Below are 14,849 nucleotides of genomic sequence, written 5' to 3'. Positions count from 1 at the left end.
CCTCCTTACATGAATAGGATTCCTCGACTGTCATACACACTTTCCGTATTTGCATTACCGCATCTGATAGCACGGTCAAGTGCCATGATGGTTGCGATAGCACCATCAATTTTCTCGGTTGATTTTTCCTTATCGCATTTAATGTTTCCTGCAGGATCTGTCCTAATAAATATGTTGTCCATGTTCCAGCGAAGCACCGGATGCCCTGCGTGTGCGATTTTCTGCTCGAGTGTAAGCTTCATAAGCTCCTTGGTAGGCGGACTCATATCCTTGAATCCCTGTCCGAACGGGACCACGGTAAACCCCATGTTTTCAAGGTTTTGCACCATTTGCACCGCGCCCCAACGGTCGAAAGCAATCTCACGAATATTGAAACGTTCACCTAAAGTTTCGATGAATTTTTCAATAAACCCATAGTGAACAACGTTCCCTTCCGTAGTTTTAATAAACCCTTGTTTTTCCCACACGTCATAAGGCACGTGATCTCGCTTCACGCGTAAACTCAAGGTTTCTTCAGGCACCCAAAAATATGGTAGGATACGAAACTTATCCGACTCATCTTCTGGTGGAAAGACCAAAACAAAGGAGGTAAGGTCGGTGGTGCTTGAAAGGTCAAGACCCCCGTAGCAGACCCTGCCCTCAAGTTCTTCCTCATTCACCTGAAAACCGCAAGCATCCCACTTTTCCATCGGCATCCAACGAATAGACTGTTTCACCCACTGGTTAAGACGAAGCTGACGGAAAGCATTCTCTTCACCAGGATTTTGCCTGGCTGACTCGAAAGCAGCCTTAACTTTCTCCATTTGCACCGTAACCCCAAGAGAAGGATTAGCTTTCTTCCACACCTTAGGATCAGTCCAATCATCCGAATCTTTTGCACCATAAATCACTGGGTAAAAAGTTGGATCAATTTTCCTACCCTCGAGAATATCCACTGCTTTCTGATGCGTCTCATAGCAGATTGAATGCGTATCCGTACCAGCCGTGGTAATCAGAAAATATAGTGGCTGCATGCGAGCATCCCCGGAGCCTTTAGTCATCACGTCAAAAAGTTTACGGTTAGGCTGCGTGTGAAGCTCATCAAACACAACACCGTGAATGTTAAACCCGTGTTTAGAGTAAGCTTCAGCCGACAAGACCTGGTAGAAACTGTTAGTTGGTAGGAAAATAATACGTTTTTGCGAAGCTAAAATTTTAACCCTACGATTAAGAGCCGGACACATTCTAACCATGTCCGCCGCCACATCAAACACAATTGTTGCCTGCTGACGGTCCGCCGCACAACCATAAACTTCCGCTCGCTCCTCATTATCCCCACAGCATAAAAGCAAGGCTACTGCAGCAGCAAGCTCACTCTTACCCATCTTCTTAGGTATCTCAATATACGCGGTATTAAACTGACGGTAACCATTCGGTTTAACCACGCCAAACAAGTCCCTAATAATCTGCTCCTGCCAGTCAAGGAGCTTAAAAGGCTTACCCGCCCACGTTCCCTTCGTATGCGTTAAACATTCAATAAAACTTACAGCATAATCCGCTAAATCCTTACTATAAGTTGAATCTTCTTTTTTAAACTTAGTAACCTCGTATTTTTGCAACTTAAGCTCCTCCTTTCTTTAGGCATAAAAAAAGACGCCTTCAGCGTCCACATCATTTCTTATCTTTCCTACGAGAAACAGGGCCTAAAAAGCCCTGCTACTTTTAATAAAACTTCAGTTTCTAGTTTCTAGCGTCAAGGATCATTTCTAAAGCCTCGTTTGCAAGCTTTGTTGTTGGCATAATATCCCAGCCTCTATCGTAGTTTGCGATAACCTTGTTATTGTTTTTCAAAGTAAGCTTGGAAATTCTTCCCTGGTTAATCCCATATTCGCTTGGCTCTTCAAAAACCTTCATGCTGTAGCTTACAACCTGATCTTCTACTTTAAGCGTATCTTGTTCCCACATGGTTTTTCTCCTTTGTTTCTGTGCTTTTTGTTAGTACTATATATCACTCTAAAAGCACCTAATAGCAAGTCATAAATGAGAAAAAATCGCAGGTAATTCCACGATTTTTCTTTGGTTTTTGCCAATTCTGTTTTTAGTTTCTTGCTTGTTTAATCGCTTGGTAGGCTTTTTGAATATCCTTGTCCAAGGTTTCAGCATCCGCAAACAGTTCAAACTCCGTATCGTTGAGTTTTCCTCCGCTTACCTTCCAAAGCTCCTCGTGAGCTTTACTGGCGCAGGTTTTTGCTGTTTGTGCAATGTCGAGCATGCTGATAGCCGAACTAATTTTCCCTTCTTCAGCTTTTTTGATTGCGTTTAGCGCGTAGCGTCTGCATGTTTTAACTTCGTTTGTAAGGTTTTGTAAGATTTCTTTTTTCATAAGGTTTCTCCTTTGTTTCTGTGCTTTTTGCTGATACTATATATCACTCTAAAAGCGCGCAATAGCAAGCTTTTAAGCCAAGAAACACCGGGTATTTACACGTTTTTCCCCACCAGTTTTCGCTAATTTTTTTACTCTTAAAAACCGTTAAAATGTTTCTAAAATCATGCTGAAATAATAATCACCCAAAAATCATCTACTACAGTAAAACATGCTTTTACAAAAACCTCGTTCTCTTGCTCTAAATTCGCGAAAATTTCTTCAACCAAAGAGCCTGTAGTACAGTCTTCACTCAACTCGTACGCCTGGTCTTCACTCGCATACAGCATTACGCTCACCCCCGTTTCTAAAAGCGCAGGAGCCTTCTAAACGGGAAAGCATAATTTTCCTGTCTTGTTTAAACTCGTCTCCTATAAACCCGAGTCTAAGAAGGAAACATCTGAAAGCATACTTATCGTTAACTGTCTCACGCTTACTATTATTTACGCGTTTAATTTCCACGCTCATTTTACAAAGACTGTTTATAAACTTCGCATAGGATGCCAAGCCTGGTTGGTTAGCCTGCTCAAACCAAGGAAAAATAAGCTTATCATCTTCTTCCTTAATATTAAGACTGTTCACTCCTAACGCTTTTTTAATAAGATCGCCCTTATTATCAAGTATTTTCTTAAGCTTTACCACATCAGCCTTATCTTTAGGAAACTCAACACTAAAATATTGCGTACCATCACACGCGCAGACTGGAAGACTTATACCATAGTCAGCGTCTAACATGTTTTTTAAATCATCTAAATTTTCTTCACTACTACACGTGACCGTACCATCTTTACTAATGTTGAAAACACCTATCTTGTAAGACATACTTGGAGTTTTTAAGTAAACAGCCTTTACTCCTGTAGAATCCTCTATAGCTTTAATAAGCGGCTGCCTATCTTTTCCTTTTAACCCGTATTTTAATTCCATTTTGCCTCCTTTAGGTTTTTTCGGGTACATATATAAATCACTCTAAAGAAGGTTTTTATCAAGCGGTCGTAAACTATTTTTCATATAAAATACGAGTCTTACTTGTTAGTAAATACTTCAGTAAACGAGTATTCTTTACCGCCTCTTAAAACTTTCACACTCTTATCATTTCCAATCTGCTCAATATAACGTTTCACAATCACGTCACAATATTTCTCGTCAAGCTCGATAGCGTAGCAGATTCTACCAGTCTGCTCGCAGGCTATAAGCGTGCTACCACTTCCAGCAAACGGATCTAACACAAGCGAGTTCGTCATACTCGAGTTTTTAATCGGATACGCTAAAAGAGCTATTGGTTTCATGGTTGGATGATCAGCGTTTTTCTTAGGCTTTTCAAACTCCCAAACTGAAGTTTCTTTCCTACCCGCGTACCACTTGTGTTTACCTTTTTTCTTCCACCCATACAAACATGGTTCATGCTGCCACTGGTAAGGGCTTCTACCCAACACCAGCGACGGTTTCTTCCAAATACAACAACCTGAAAGATAAAACCCCGCGTCCTGGAATGCTTTTCTAAAATTCAATCCCTCCGTGTCAGCATGAAACACGTAGATAGATGCATCATCTGCCATCGCCTGCTCCATGTTCACGAACGAGTTGAAAAGAAACTGGTAAAACTTATCATCCTCCATATTATCGTTTTTGATTTTCCCAGCAGAACCCTCATAGTTCACGTTATAAGGCGGATCAGTAACCACCAGATTCACTTTAGTATTCTCAAGAAGCGTCTTATATGTTTCTAACTTAGTAGCATCACCGCAAATAACACGATGCCTGCCAAGCGTCCATATGTCACCTGTTTTAGAAAAGCATGGTTCTTCCAATTCTTTTTCAACATCAAAATCGTCTTCGTTTACGTCTTTATCAGCATCAAAAATACTGGAAAGCTCCGCCTCGTCAAATCCGAGAAGATCAAGGTTAAAATCAGCTCCTTCAATCTCCGACAATTCAACAGCTAATAGCTCATTGTCCCAGCCTGCGTTAAGTGAAAGCTTATTATCCGCAATAATATAAGCACGCTTTTGTGTTTCAGTTAAATGGTTTTCTTTCACGCACGGAACTTTTTTAAGACCCAGTTTTAATGCCGCGGCAAGCCTGCCGTGGCCTGCGAGAATCGTATTATCTTCCGCCACTAGAATTGGGGATAGAAAACCAAACTCGCGAATACTTGCCGCTATCTGAGATACTTGTGCCTCAGAGTGCGTGCGAGCGTTTCTCACATACGGGATAAGCTCACTTACGTCAGCCAGATAATACTGCATTTCTTTTTCCATAAGCTTTCCTCCCGTTAGAAAAGACCCCAGCAAGCCAGCTTTTCAAAACCACCCACCGAGTCAATATAATCTTTCGCAATTTTCACAATCTGCGAATACGGTTTACCATCAACCATTTCATCCCCGATAGCACAAGAAAACTCAACCACCCGGCCGGTTTCCTGCGCTTTCAAAAACGCGTAAATGTTAACCGACACGTCAGCTTTCGTAAGATCTTTACCATGAAGTCCGCCGCCCGTAACAGCATAAGCCATGTCTGACCCGAGTTTTCGGTTAACCGCTCCCGTATCCACGCTGATACCACCCGTCCAGTCGCCTAAAGGATTAACAAACGCATTCGGATAGTCTTTCAATAAGTCTTCTCGTTTAGCGTGAGATTGGCAGATGATAAGCTTTTCACCATCAAGAACATACTTGCCGTCATACGGATACTTTTCATAAACCTTTCGAGCAATAGCCGAGAGTTTCTTCTGCTCGCCTGTTAGTGGCATGCCTTTAAAAATCCCGTTATCGCCACAGCGAACCATGCCGTTTTGGTTTTGGCTTAAATGCTTATCCTGTGGCACGACCGTAATATCAATCTTTACTTTCCCTGGGCTTAAACGGTGGATAATATTTTTAATATCCTTAAACTTAAACATCACCGTGCTTTCAATACACACGGCACACTTACCATGCCCGAGCATCACTTCAACAGCAATCTTCGGGTTCTCATCAATCTTGTAAGCCAGATCAACAATTGCTCCGGCAATACGATCCGCAATCTTGTCCGGGTGACTTGGATTTACTTTTTCTATCATAATTTTTTCTCCTAAATGTTTTTACGTGTTAAAAGCAGGCGTTCCATTAAATCGTTTTGAGGTGAAACACCATCAAACTCAGTCGAACAGTTTTCTTTCACAATCTGGAAAATCTCATTCCAAAGCCTGACCGCCTGATTCATGTAGTTAATACCAATGTTGATAAAAGGCGATGGTATCGGTTTTCCCGTGGTTGGATGCTTGGAAAGAAACCCGAGTTTACTGGTTACTTCCTCGCATTGAATCCAACGAGCACAGCTCATCGCATACCGTTCAATAAGAGGAGATGGCACTTTACTGCTCACACCAATGTCTTTTAGCCACTTCCATGTTTCTTCAAAAATTTCTTTAGCCTGAAGCTGAGTACCGTCTTTTTGTGTGGCGGATAAAAACTCGTGAGGCTGAGGCATTTCAGCGCCTTCAATCTCCGGAATATCAAGAACGCTTAAAGGCCTGCCACCGGGGTTTCCGTCATTCGCTTTTTCAACAACTGCTTTCCTTTTACGCCCGGCACCTACGCGTCTGCCGCCACGACCGCCGATATTATTTGATTTTGTAGGCAAACTTTTCGCCTCCTTCCCACGCGAGTTTTAACTATTAAAAAATTTTTGTGTCTGATTTTGCCTATTACCCTTTTGAATACGCTGTTTTTGCACGCGAGACCCTGCGCCCGTTCCCCAGGGAATAGGTTTTTAGAGATTTTGACCGCCCCTGGGGTGGTTTTTATCTGTTATGCCAGCGATCTCCACGCTTAGCGTGAATTTTAGAGTGACAGGATTTGCATAGAGAAATAAGATTATTCCTCTCATTCGTTCCGCCTTCAGCAATCGGTTTAATATGATGAACCTGCTCAACAGGAACAAGCACACGATTCTTAAAGCAAAGCTCACAGAAAGGATGCTCTTTCACATAAGAATCCCTTACTTTCTGCCATGCTCTACCGTAACGCTTGTGAGCATCATAAGGACGCTCGTATTTTTCGTATCGTCTGTTCTCTTGTTTTAAGTGTTCTTCACAAAACCTGCCGTCAGTTAGGTTCGGACAGCCTTGATAAGAACACGGTCTTTTAGGTTTTCTTGGCAAGACTTATCCTCCCTTCGGGCATGAAAAAAGCCCTTTGAGATAATCTCAAAGAGCTTTTAACAAAATCATTTACAAAACTATATCACTATTTTCCAATTACATCGTTTAATACTTTCCAGCCTTTTTCACAAAAATTTATGTTTTCATTACATATAGTTTTTCCATTTTTCTCAATGATGATACTCGCCGCAAGGATACTATCACTATCTTGCTCAATAACATCACCATTTGCGGTTTTCCACTTTACTAGAATATCACTTTTACTTAATTTACCTTCAAATGGAACAACAATCCGATTTGGTTCGTCAAACTTACTATCAGAATAGGTGTTGATAATTATTTTATCTTTTTGCTTATATACATCTATGTAGTTATAGTTAGCCCTATATGAAGCTATTTTCTCTTTACTATCAATTTGAGCATTAAATGCATTATTATCAATACGATGCAAGAATAAGGTGATAAAACAAACGATAGCCACAACTATTGAAATACAAAATATCAGCACTTTCGCTTTTTTACTTATCTTATTCATACTCCACCAAATTCTAATATCTAACTTTACCTTATCATAAAGCAGATCCTATTCTCTTTCATGCATTCTATGCATCAGCAGCAACAACCAACCCTAATGTTACTAAGAATCCCAAAATACCTGTAATTAATACTGGAACAAAAGCACAAATAGCAACTACTCCCGCTACTGCTACACCTATTTCAACAACATCTTCAGGAATTTCAGGAACCTTTATTGTAAAATCACGAAATGTAATTAAGTATTTTACAATCACCGTTATATGTTCATCAACATCATCTAATGTTGGTAATAGATTTTCTGACATTACCTCAATAGCTAACTCCACTTGATTTGGAGAAATAACTTTTCCAGTGAATGCAATATCACCCGATTTTACTGATGCTGCAATATTTGCTATAGATTTTTGAATCATGTCTCCGCCCTTCATAATTCTAATATCTTTAGCAATTTTAGAAATTTTATTTTCACATGCAGCACTTAGAGAACCATCACTATTTAGTTCTATCGAAACGTTGTAGGAATTATTAGGCACTGTCATCAATTCTGTTACTGCTTCTACCGAGGTTTGAATACTAATAGTAGGCAGTTCAGTATAACTAAGAATAATTTCTTTATTATATGAAAGACCAAAACTAGTAAGCTGATTTAGCAGATGTAGAGGCTCTACTACATCATACACAAACTGTGTTCTTGCAATATTTACTTTGTCTTTTATATTTTCCTTTTCTAGTTCGCCTTTCGTCATTTTTGTTACACTATCAAATTTTGCGATACCTTTATCTCTTCCAGAATATGCATCTTTATCAAGAGCAAAAGTCGGTCTAGATTGGAAAGAGAATTCATTAAATTGGTCGAACGCCCAATTGTTAGGAATTGCATAACCTAAATTCCCACTAAAACCAGTAGACATATCCGCTACAAACGAATATTTAGCATATCCTGCTTTGCTTACTTTTGAGCAGATTAATCTTGGGCCATATACACCAACTTGGTATTTCTTAATATTTTCACAACTGTTGAATAGTAAACTTATCTTCTTGAAATACGGTAAAATCATGCTGTCCAGCTGATATCCATAAGCATCAAAATCAACAGCAAAGTATATTGTACTACCAGAAGGAATACCAATCCTTTTTGCAGCGGAAATAGCAACCTGTGCATCAACAGTTCCCTGGTTAGGATTCGCAAAATATTCAGGATAATATCCTCCATCTTGATAAATTGGAAATACGGAAAGACCAGCGTTTTTTATGTTTTTAATTTCATCTAAAGTTAGAGCTTTAGATGTTGACTTTCCAACATACCCAGTCAAATATCTTCCAACAATCTGGTATCCTGCCGCTTTTAAATCTTTAGCTTGTTGAGCATTTAGTACCGTTGCACAGTCACACGCCTTGGCAGCTCTGTCTGGATTGCCTTTACTAGTTAACAACGACATCCACGTGTTAACATCAAGTGCTCCGCTGACTGGAAGCTTATAGTCTTTCTGGAATTTAGTGAGTTGCTCAGCAAAATCATCATCCCAATTCTCATTTTGAAGACAATCATATCTAATACAATTAAGTACAGCTTTTGCTAGCCATACCCACTTACCATAGGAAGAAGCGTTTTGCCTGCTAATAGTTTTCAAATTACCTCGTGTACCATGTCCAAAATTACCCGTGGCATCATCAGGCGAATAGCCTTCTAACGACTGTAAAATTTGGATAAGTGCGGTATTCATTTCTCGACCATACAAGCCGTCACAAGGAATGATACCTGTATAATCCTTATAGGTTCGGTTAATAGTTTGTTGAATAATCCTAATAACGTCAATACCACCGTAACGCTTTAGTAAAACGAACTGCTGCATAGAAAGAAGAGCTTTCATTACATCAATTGTGACAGTAGAATCACCACCAATGCCCATATCATTCTTCAACTCTTTAATAGCATTCCCAGTACCACCATAAAAGTTTTGTGTAATATCATTACCAGTAGAGTAACCCTTGCACCATAAAGCACCTTGAATAATCGAGTAAACATTACTTTGCGACTTATCACTATCGGATTGTTGCTTAACACCATGTGGATAACGTTGATTAAATTTACGTGTTGTACCAGCACCAAAATTATTTGCTGTTGCTGTTATACCAAGCTCAATCTGCAAAGCACGAATAAGCCCATTAATTGTATCCCAACCAGTATTCCCATCAGTAATAACTGAACCAAACCCAGGCTTATCACCATAGGTTTTGTTTAACCATTGCTGTGTTAGTAATACCATCTGATCCATGTTGTGCCCTCCTTTTAGGCATGAAAAAAGCCCTGAAAGATTACTCTTCCAAGGCTTAGTATTTATAATTTTTGCTAACTATATAATACCATATAGAAGGCAGTGTCATCTCGTATCAGAGCGTACCAAACCGTACCATTTTTTCAGATTTGGATTAGATTATCTGGTAAAACCATGTGCTCTAACGCTTTACCATGCCACCTTATAATCGTCATTCTGCTAGCATGGAGTTCTTTACCAATATCCTCCCACGTCATGTTACTCATGTAACGGTAGCGTAAAATCATCTGCTCATCCACGCTTTCAAGTTTAGAAATCACATCCAAAATCTGCTCTTTCAAACTGATAAGCATCGTAATCTCCATGTTAATCTTTGCTTCTAAATCCATAACCCTTATAAGAGCTTTCACAAACGGAGCTTCTATACTTCGAGTCGTCTGCACATACTCCCTGTCGTATCTTAATGAAGAAACACTTGTAGCAAGCTCACGCAGTCTTACTACCTCATCCATGTCAGCTTTAATCCGCTTATCAAGAAGATAGGCTTGCCGTAAGTATTCTTTTTTGTTCATTCTTACCTCCATTTTGAGGTAAGTTCTCTTTAGAACCCCTTTCCCTCACTTCGTTAATTGATAGTCTTGCTTTAACCGACTCGATTAAAGCATCCTGCACTTTAGCCTTCATGCTTAAAGCCCTCATCACATCCTCATCAATCGTGTCCTTAGTGATGATGTGATGGATTACAACCGTGTCGATTTGCCCTTGACGGTTAAGCCTGGCGTTCGTCTGCTGGTAAAGTTCCAAACTCCAAGTCAGGGAAAACCAGATAAGAGTTGAACCGCCAGCCTGTAGGTTAAGACCATGACCCGCGGAAGCCGGGTGAATCAATGCTACAGGAATTATGCCGGCATTCCAGTCAGCAATATCAGCACTCGTTTTAATCTCACGCACGTTAAAACGATTCTTAATCCGCTCAAGATCATGCTTAAACCAGTAAGCTACAAGCACCGGTTTACCGTTAGCAGCCTCGATTAAATCCTCTAAAGCATCAAGCTTACGATCATGAATATGAACGCTTTCTTTACACTCGTTATAAACCGCGCCGCCTGCCATTTGAAGAAGCTTATTTGAAAGAGACGCTGCGTTAATCGCATCAATTTCTTTACCTTCCAACGACACCACCATATCCTGTTTCAGCTCATCATAGAGTTTTCGCTCCTTTCCGGATAACTCTACTTTCACCTCGTTTATCACACACGCTGGCATTTTCAAATAGTCTTTCGACTTCATCGAAATCGTAATATCAGCTATCTGTTTATAGATTAAACTCTCAGCACCATCTTTAGGCTTATAAGAAAAAATCATGTGCTGGTTACGCTTATCTGGATCAAAAAAGTTCTGCCGATAATACGTAATATAGCGGCCTAGTCTTTCACCCATATCAAGCAGCCTAAACTCAGCCCACAAATCCATAAGCCCATTAGAAGAAGGAGTTCCCGTAAGACCAACAATCCTTTTAACTTTCGGCCTAGCCTTCAGTAATGCTTTAAAACGTTTCGCCTGATATGATTTAAAACTTGAAAGCTCATCTATCACAACCATGTCAAAATTAAACGGTAGGCCGCTTTTCATTATCAGCCACTCCACGTTTTCACGGTTAATAATATAAACGTGAGCAGGCGTTTTTAGTGCTTGAATCCGCTCCTTCTCACTGCCTGTTACCACAGAATAAGTCAAGTGTTTTAAATGCTCCCACTTTTCTAACTCTAAAGGCCACGTAGTGTTTGCAACCCTAAGAGGAGCGATAACCAGAGTCCTGGAAACATCAAATGAGTCAAGCATCAGGTCGTTAATTGCTGTAAGACTTATCACACTCTTACCAAGTCCCATTTCAAGCAAAACCGCTGACGCTGGGTGTGTGATAATAAAATCAGTCGCATACTTTTGATACTCATGTGGCTCGTATCGCATCAACAACACCTCCAATCTGACTCTTCTCATCAACCACGAAAACCTTAAAACCTAAAGCCTGTAAATCCTTCATCCGTTTCACCTGTAAGACTCTAGGCTTTTTACCTGGTGCTTTAAGCTCGACAAAACCAATCTTTCCGCCATGAAGTAAAACGAGCCTGTCAGGAAGCCCGTCAACGGAAGGACTCGTAAGCTTTATAGCCATGCCTCCCGCAGCTTTAACATCACGAACGAGTTTTCGCTCAGTTTCCTTTTCTCGTAAAAAGCCCATCAGACACCTCTTTTGCCATCTCAATGATTTTCTTATCAACTTCGTTTCTCGGCTCATCAGAAACATCACCGTAAAACACATCAATATAGTGATTGCTTAATTGTGGGTGATCTTTGAACATATTGTCCTCAGCGTGTGAAGATACTTCATCAATCATGTTCATGGCTTTCAGCAGTCTGTCTTGATCTTTCGCTAAAAGCACCGGGCTAATATCGACCACTAATTGGTCAATCAGACTCTTAGTCAGTCGCATTGTTGCTCCTGCTTGCTTGTAGGTTTCTACTGTTCTCTCATTTTTGTTAATCATGGTTTATTCCACCTTTCTCAAATCTTATTTTTCATTTATTGAATAGAGTTGTTTCACTCGTTGGTTTTGCCCGTTTACATCAGGCGAATGTTATTTGTGTAGCCATGTATGCTTCAGACCCATCTTTTACTTTTCTCTATATACACTTATATTTCTTTTATTTTTTTCTCTTATATAAAAAGTAAAGAAAAAGGGTACACTATAATACAAAAACCTTATTTATCAGGCTTTTCTTTCTTGAAAACGTGCATGGTAGCGTGTAGGCAAAGATTATTTTCGTGTATGAAAAAATCCTATAGAACATTTTTCTCTGAACCCAGTTTTTACCATGTAAAACATTTGCCTACACGCCAATACATTTTTCAGGAAGTATCTTTCAGTTTTACCGTGTTTTCCATCAAAGAAAATCCTCCTGTGCCTGCAAATTCGGATTAATGGAAAGCCCACACCACTGGTAGCCTTTACCCGTCCGTTTTTTGCTATAACCCGCTAACAGTAAAGCCTTAGAAAAATCCCTATCGTTTCTAACATATTCACCGTTAAGGTTTGCCCACTGGCGGTAAGACAAGTAAAGACTCCTACTCATCTCCGTTTCATTCACGCCCTTAATGCAATAATCAGTGATGAAATGGCCTATCCAGTCGTTTTCAGCACGATAAGCGTCCTTAGCCTGCTCTACCACCTTACAAGTAGGGAATTTATAACTGTTTTGGATATAAATCTTGGCTCCTTCAATCATCCATTGAAGTATTGCCCCACCTGCTTTTTGCAAAAGTTCATCAACATAGTCTGTTTTCGGATTCTTGATTTCTTTCGTAAACGGTGCGACAAAGATTCTCCGCCACGTTCCCTTATCGTTTGAACCGACTTTCGGCAGATGGTTCGTGTAGAGAATAGTTGAGTGGCTTGGTGTAAACGTAAAAGGAGCATAATATTTCCTCTCAGCTGAAATATCATCCACGCTTGCTATCTGTTTCAGCATGGAAATAGAAAGCCTTTGTCCTTCCTCAGTTTCCGAGGCAAGAATAAACCTTTTACCGCAAAGCTCCGCTAAATCCACTTTCACGTTTTTAGCCCGAGTGGTTAAAGACTCTGCAGGTATTTTCCCCGCATAATCTCCAAGCACATGTGCTTCCGCGTTAAACACGGTCGACTTACCGTTACCGCCTGACCCGTACACTAGCAAAAGCGATTCTTCAAACACTTGACCTATAAGCGTACTACCCGCATGGCTTTGAAGAAATGTTTGAAACTCTTTATCGCCTGCGGTAACCATATCAAGCGTTGTCTGCCACAATCCCACGTTGTCCCGTGAAGGGCAAACAGCGGTCATTTTCGTGCAGTACAAACACGGATCATGTGCTTTTAGCTCTCCAGTCTTTAAATCCACGATTCCGCAAGGCGTGTTTAGAATGAAAGCATCACGATCCAGTTCTTCGTTTGCAACTTCCAGCATGGATTTAGCAAGCTTTAATATTCCGGACACTTTACTGTGATCATTCATCTTCTTAGCAAACGAAAGATACTGCTTTGCCCGATTCACTTCACTTTTCGCTTTATCCGCCTGCTCTTTATCACCTGATGATTCAGCTTGAACGAACTCTTCGTAAGCTGTCTTAAACTCGATACCAGCATTTTTCAAAACCTTTTTAGCAATAAGCATGTAAAGTTTCATAACTTTAAGCTCAGATGCTTCCCACTTCTTGCCCGTCCAGTAAAGCCAGCCGGCAGACATCGTATAAACAGCCTTATTCTTGTTATGTTTGGCAAAAACCTCAGCCATCGCAATATCTGTTAAATCATCCGGCTTATACTCCTCATAGCTTTTGCCATACTCGCTAGGCGGAATATAACCTTCTTGACTTGCTACTTTAAGCCCGAACTTTTTAGCCGAATACCAGATTTTAGATAATTCTGCATCAGGCAAAGGAGGATTGCACCGTTCTGCTTCACTCAAAAACTTCTCATGTGTTTCATCTGTAGCACCATAACGTTTGATGAGTTTTCCTGCGATATGACTAAGCCTAGAGTTTCTCTGCCCTGATGGTATTTCTTCTGTTTCTGCATCAAATTCACTGAAATCTTCTTCCGAGAGGAAATCAGTGATTGTTTTTTCACCATCGTAAAGTTCTACCTGTGGAGTTTTAACACCGTAGAGAAAACGTGCCGCATCAAGAGCATTGCTGTCAAAATACGGGAATACTGATTGAATCTTTGTTTTAAGCTCCACATAAGCTTTAGCATCGCTTACTTCTTCAATTGGAAAATACACGTGAAAACGTGGTCTTGCACATTTCCCATGCTTGTCTTTCATGTGGTTTCTACTATAAGACGCGTAAAAGCACACGTTCGGAAACGCTAAAGCAACATCAAAAGGTGTCACCCAGTCTTTACCAACATCAGAATGGTCGTTATCACAGTCCATCGGAATACAGGTAGATGAAATGAAATTATCTTTAGACCTATAACTGTTAGTAAATTGTGCTGTGACATGGTCAAAAGAGATAGCCTTATTAAAACTATCTCGATCACAGACTTTTATTTCGTCAGGATACAAGCAGTTACTACTGTTTCCAACACAGGAAGCTGTATAAATTTTGCATTCAAGCATCAATATTCACCCCCTAAATCCTTATCCGTAAAATACTTAATCGGCTGCCTGCGTTTTTCTGCCAGATTGATTTCTACTTGCATGCCGCCTGTGATTTTCTCCCCGAACACCCATAGTTCGTTGCATTTGCCTAAGAGGATAATGTCCATAAACATTGCATCCCCTCTATGCTTTTGATTCTCATCATCCATGAACGGGAAAAGCAGGTGTGGAGTGATTGGGATTGCTCCGCGTGAATACGCGTAAGCCGCACACCGAATAGCATGTTGCACGTTTTTCTCCTTATCTCCACGGTAGGGAGCACAAATGTAGACGATAGGCTTAAAATTCGGTG

The 14,849-nt window shown here is 40.4% G+C and carries 17 protein-coding genes; all 17 read right to left on the bottom strand.

What is annotated here, in order from left to right; all coding sequences use genetic code 11:
* Window positions 1–5: 5 nt before the first annotated feature.
* Window positions 6–1,598 (bottom strand): terminase large subunit, encoded by a 1,593-nt coding sequence (locus HXT44_RS03760; protein WP_421782504.1) that lies wholly within the window; start codon window positions 1,596–1,598, stop codon window positions 6–8.
* A gap of 121 nt (window positions 1,599–1,719) precedes the next feature.
* Window positions 1,720–1,944, bottom strand: a complete 225-nt coding sequence (locus HXT44_RS03755; RefSeq protein ID WP_421782502.1) for a DUF7678 domain-containing protein — start codon at window positions 1,942–1,944, stop codon at window positions 1,720–1,722.
* A gap of 133 nt (window positions 1,945–2,077) precedes the next feature.
* Window positions 2,078–2,362 carry a transcriptional regulator gene (locus HXT44_RS03750; protein WP_421782500.1) on the bottom strand — a complete coding sequence of 95 codons (285 nt, stop codon included), beginning with the start codon at window positions 2,360–2,362 and terminating at the stop codon, window positions 2,078–2,080.
* A gap of 164 nt (window positions 2,363–2,526) precedes the next feature.
* The gene (locus tag HXT44_RS03745) at window positions 2,527–2,691 is read right to left on the bottom strand and encodes a hypothetical protein (RefSeq protein WP_180946780.1); all 165 of its coding nucleotides are present in this window, start codon (window positions 2,689–2,691) and stop codon (window positions 2,527–2,529) included.
* Window positions 2,675–3,325, bottom strand: coding sequence for a virulence protein (locus HXT44_RS03740; protein ID WP_065189400.1), 651 nt, complete (start codon window positions 3,323–3,325; stop codon window positions 2,675–2,677). Before HXT44_RS03740 ends, HXT44_RS03745 begins: the two co-directional genes overlap by 17 nt.
* 98 nt (window positions 3,326–3,423) lie before the next feature.
* Window positions 3,424–4,659 (bottom strand): site-specific DNA-methyltransferase, encoded by a 1,236-nt coding sequence (locus HXT44_RS03735; protein WP_421782499.1) that lies wholly within the window; start codon window positions 4,657–4,659, stop codon window positions 3,424–3,426.
* Between the two features lie 14 nt (window positions 4,660–4,673).
* Complete coding sequence (locus HXT44_RS03730; RefSeq protein ID WP_421782497.1) at window positions 4,674–5,459, bottom strand: S-adenosylmethionine synthetase N-terminal domain-containing protein; 786 nt, start codon at window positions 5,457–5,459, stop codon at window positions 4,674–4,676.
* Between the two features lie 11 nt (window positions 5,460–5,470).
* Window positions 5,471–6,022, bottom strand: a complete 552-nt coding sequence (locus HXT44_RS03725; protein ID WP_415702185.1) for a P27 family phage terminase small subunit — start codon at window positions 6,020–6,022, stop codon at window positions 5,471–5,473.
* 160 nt (window positions 6,023–6,182) lie between these two features.
* Window positions 6,183–6,542: an HNH endonuclease gene (locus HXT44_RS03720; protein ID WP_029600105.1), complete on the bottom strand. Its 360-nt coding sequence runs from the start codon at window positions 6,540–6,542 to the stop codon at window positions 6,183–6,185.
* A gap of 85 nt (window positions 6,543–6,627) precedes the next feature.
* On the bottom strand, window positions 6,628–7,077 hold the full coding sequence (locus HXT44_RS03715; protein ID WP_019260869.1) for a hypothetical protein: 450 nt from the start codon (window positions 7,075–7,077) through the stop codon (window positions 6,628–6,630).
* A gap of 67 nt (window positions 7,078–7,144) precedes the next feature.
* Window positions 7,145–9,355, bottom strand: a complete 2,211-nt coding sequence (locus tag HXT44_RS03710) for a glycoside hydrolase domain-containing protein (RefSeq protein ID WP_019260868.1) — start codon at window positions 9,353–9,355, stop codon at window positions 7,145–7,147.
* 143 nt (window positions 9,356–9,498) lie between these two features.
* Entirely contained in the window at window positions 9,499–9,927 is a 429-nt protein-coding gene (locus HXT44_RS03705; protein ID WP_019260867.1) for a sigma factor-like helix-turn-helix DNA-binding protein, read from the bottom strand.
* Window positions 9,887–11,326 (bottom strand): SNF2-related protein, encoded by a 1,440-nt coding sequence (locus HXT44_RS03700; protein WP_421782494.1) that lies wholly within the window; start codon window positions 11,324–11,326, stop codon window positions 9,887–9,889. The genes HXT44_RS03705 and HXT44_RS03700 overlap by 41 nt, the downstream gene beginning before the upstream one ends.
* Window positions 11,307–11,597, bottom strand: a complete 291-nt coding sequence (locus tag HXT44_RS03695) for a VRR-NUC domain-containing protein (RefSeq protein ID WP_421782492.1) — start codon at window positions 11,595–11,597, stop codon at window positions 11,307–11,309. Before HXT44_RS03695 ends, HXT44_RS03700 begins: the two co-directional genes overlap by 20 nt.
* Complete coding sequence (locus HXT44_RS03690; RefSeq protein WP_421782490.1) at window positions 11,569–11,904, bottom strand: hypothetical protein; 336 nt, start codon at window positions 11,902–11,904, stop codon at window positions 11,569–11,571. Before HXT44_RS03690 ends, HXT44_RS03695 begins: the two co-directional genes overlap by 29 nt.
* Window positions 11,905–12,301: 397 nt before the next feature.
* Window positions 12,302–14,329 (bottom strand): phage/plasmid primase, P4 family, encoded by a 2,028-nt coding sequence (locus tag HXT44_RS03685; protein ID WP_421782489.1) that lies wholly within the window; start codon window positions 14,327–14,329, stop codon window positions 12,302–12,304.
* 185 nt (window positions 14,330–14,514) lie between these two features.
* Window positions 14,515–14,787 carry a hypothetical protein gene (locus HXT44_RS03680; RefSeq protein ID WP_421782487.1) on the bottom strand — a complete coding sequence of 91 codons (273 nt, stop codon included), beginning with the start codon at window positions 14,785–14,787 and terminating at the stop codon, window positions 14,515–14,517.
* Window positions 14,788–14,849: the final 62 nt, after the last annotated feature.

Source organism: Gardnerella sp. DNF01198P (assembly GCF_049244165.1).
Taxonomy (GTDB): domain Bacteria; phylum Actinomycetota; class Actinomycetes; order Actinomycetales; family Bifidobacteriaceae; genus Bifidobacterium; species Bifidobacterium swidsinskii.
The sequence above is the reverse complement of the archived record's forward strand: the minus strand, read 5'-3'. Positions and strand labels throughout refer to the sequence as shown.

Excerpts from the sequence above, each read along its gene's own strand:
- HXT44_RS03710 (WP_019260868.1), bottom strand. The coding sequence starts at position 9,355 with ATGGATCAGATGGTATTACTAACACAGCAATGGTTAAACAAAACCTAT.
- HXT44_RS03700 (WP_421782494.1), bottom strand. The coding sequence starts at position 11,326 with ATGCGATACGAGCCACATGAGTATCAAAAGTATGCGACTGATTTTATT.
- HXT44_RS03735 (WP_421782499.1), bottom strand. The coding sequence starts at position 4,659 with ATGGAAAAAGAAATGCAGTATTATCTGGCTGACGTAAGTGAGCTTATC.
- HXT44_RS03685 (WP_421782489.1), bottom strand. The coding sequence starts at position 14,329 with ATGGACTGTGATAACGACCATTCTGATGTTGGTAAAGACTGGGTGACA.
- HXT44_RS03750 (WP_421782500.1), bottom strand. The coding sequence starts at position 2,362 with ATGAAAAAAGAAATCTTACAAAACCTTACAAACGAAGTTAAAACATGC.
- HXT44_RS03745 (WP_180946780.1), bottom strand. The coding sequence starts at position 2,691 with ATGCTGTATGCGAGTGAAGACCAGGCGTACGAGTTGAGTGAAGACTGT.
- HXT44_RS03730 (WP_421782497.1), bottom strand. The coding sequence starts at position 5,459 with ATGATAGAAAAAGTAAATCCAAGTCACCCGGACAAGATTGCGGATCGT.
- HXT44_RS03695 (WP_421782492.1), bottom strand. The coding sequence starts at position 11,597 with ATGGGCTTTTTACGAGAAAAGGAAACTGAGCGAAAACTCGTTCGTGAT.
- HXT44_RS03690 (WP_421782490.1), bottom strand. The coding sequence starts at position 11,904 with ATGATTAACAAAAATGAGAGAACAGTAGAAACCTACAAGCAAGCAGGA.
- HXT44_RS03740 (WP_065189400.1), bottom strand. The coding sequence starts at position 3,325 with ATGGAATTAAAATACGGGTTAAAAGGAAAAGATAGGCAGCCGCTTATT.
- HXT44_RS03715 (WP_019260869.1), bottom strand. The coding sequence starts at position 7,077 with ATGAATAAGATAAGTAAAAAAGCGAAAGTGCTGATATTTTGTATTTCA.
- HXT44_RS03705 (WP_019260867.1), bottom strand. The coding sequence starts at position 9,927 with ATGAACAAAAAAGAATACTTACGGCAAGCCTATCTTCTTGATAAGCGG.
- HXT44_RS03755 (WP_421782502.1), bottom strand. The coding sequence starts at position 1,944 with ATGTGGGAACAAGATACGCTTAAAGTAGAAGATCAGGTTGTAAGCTAC.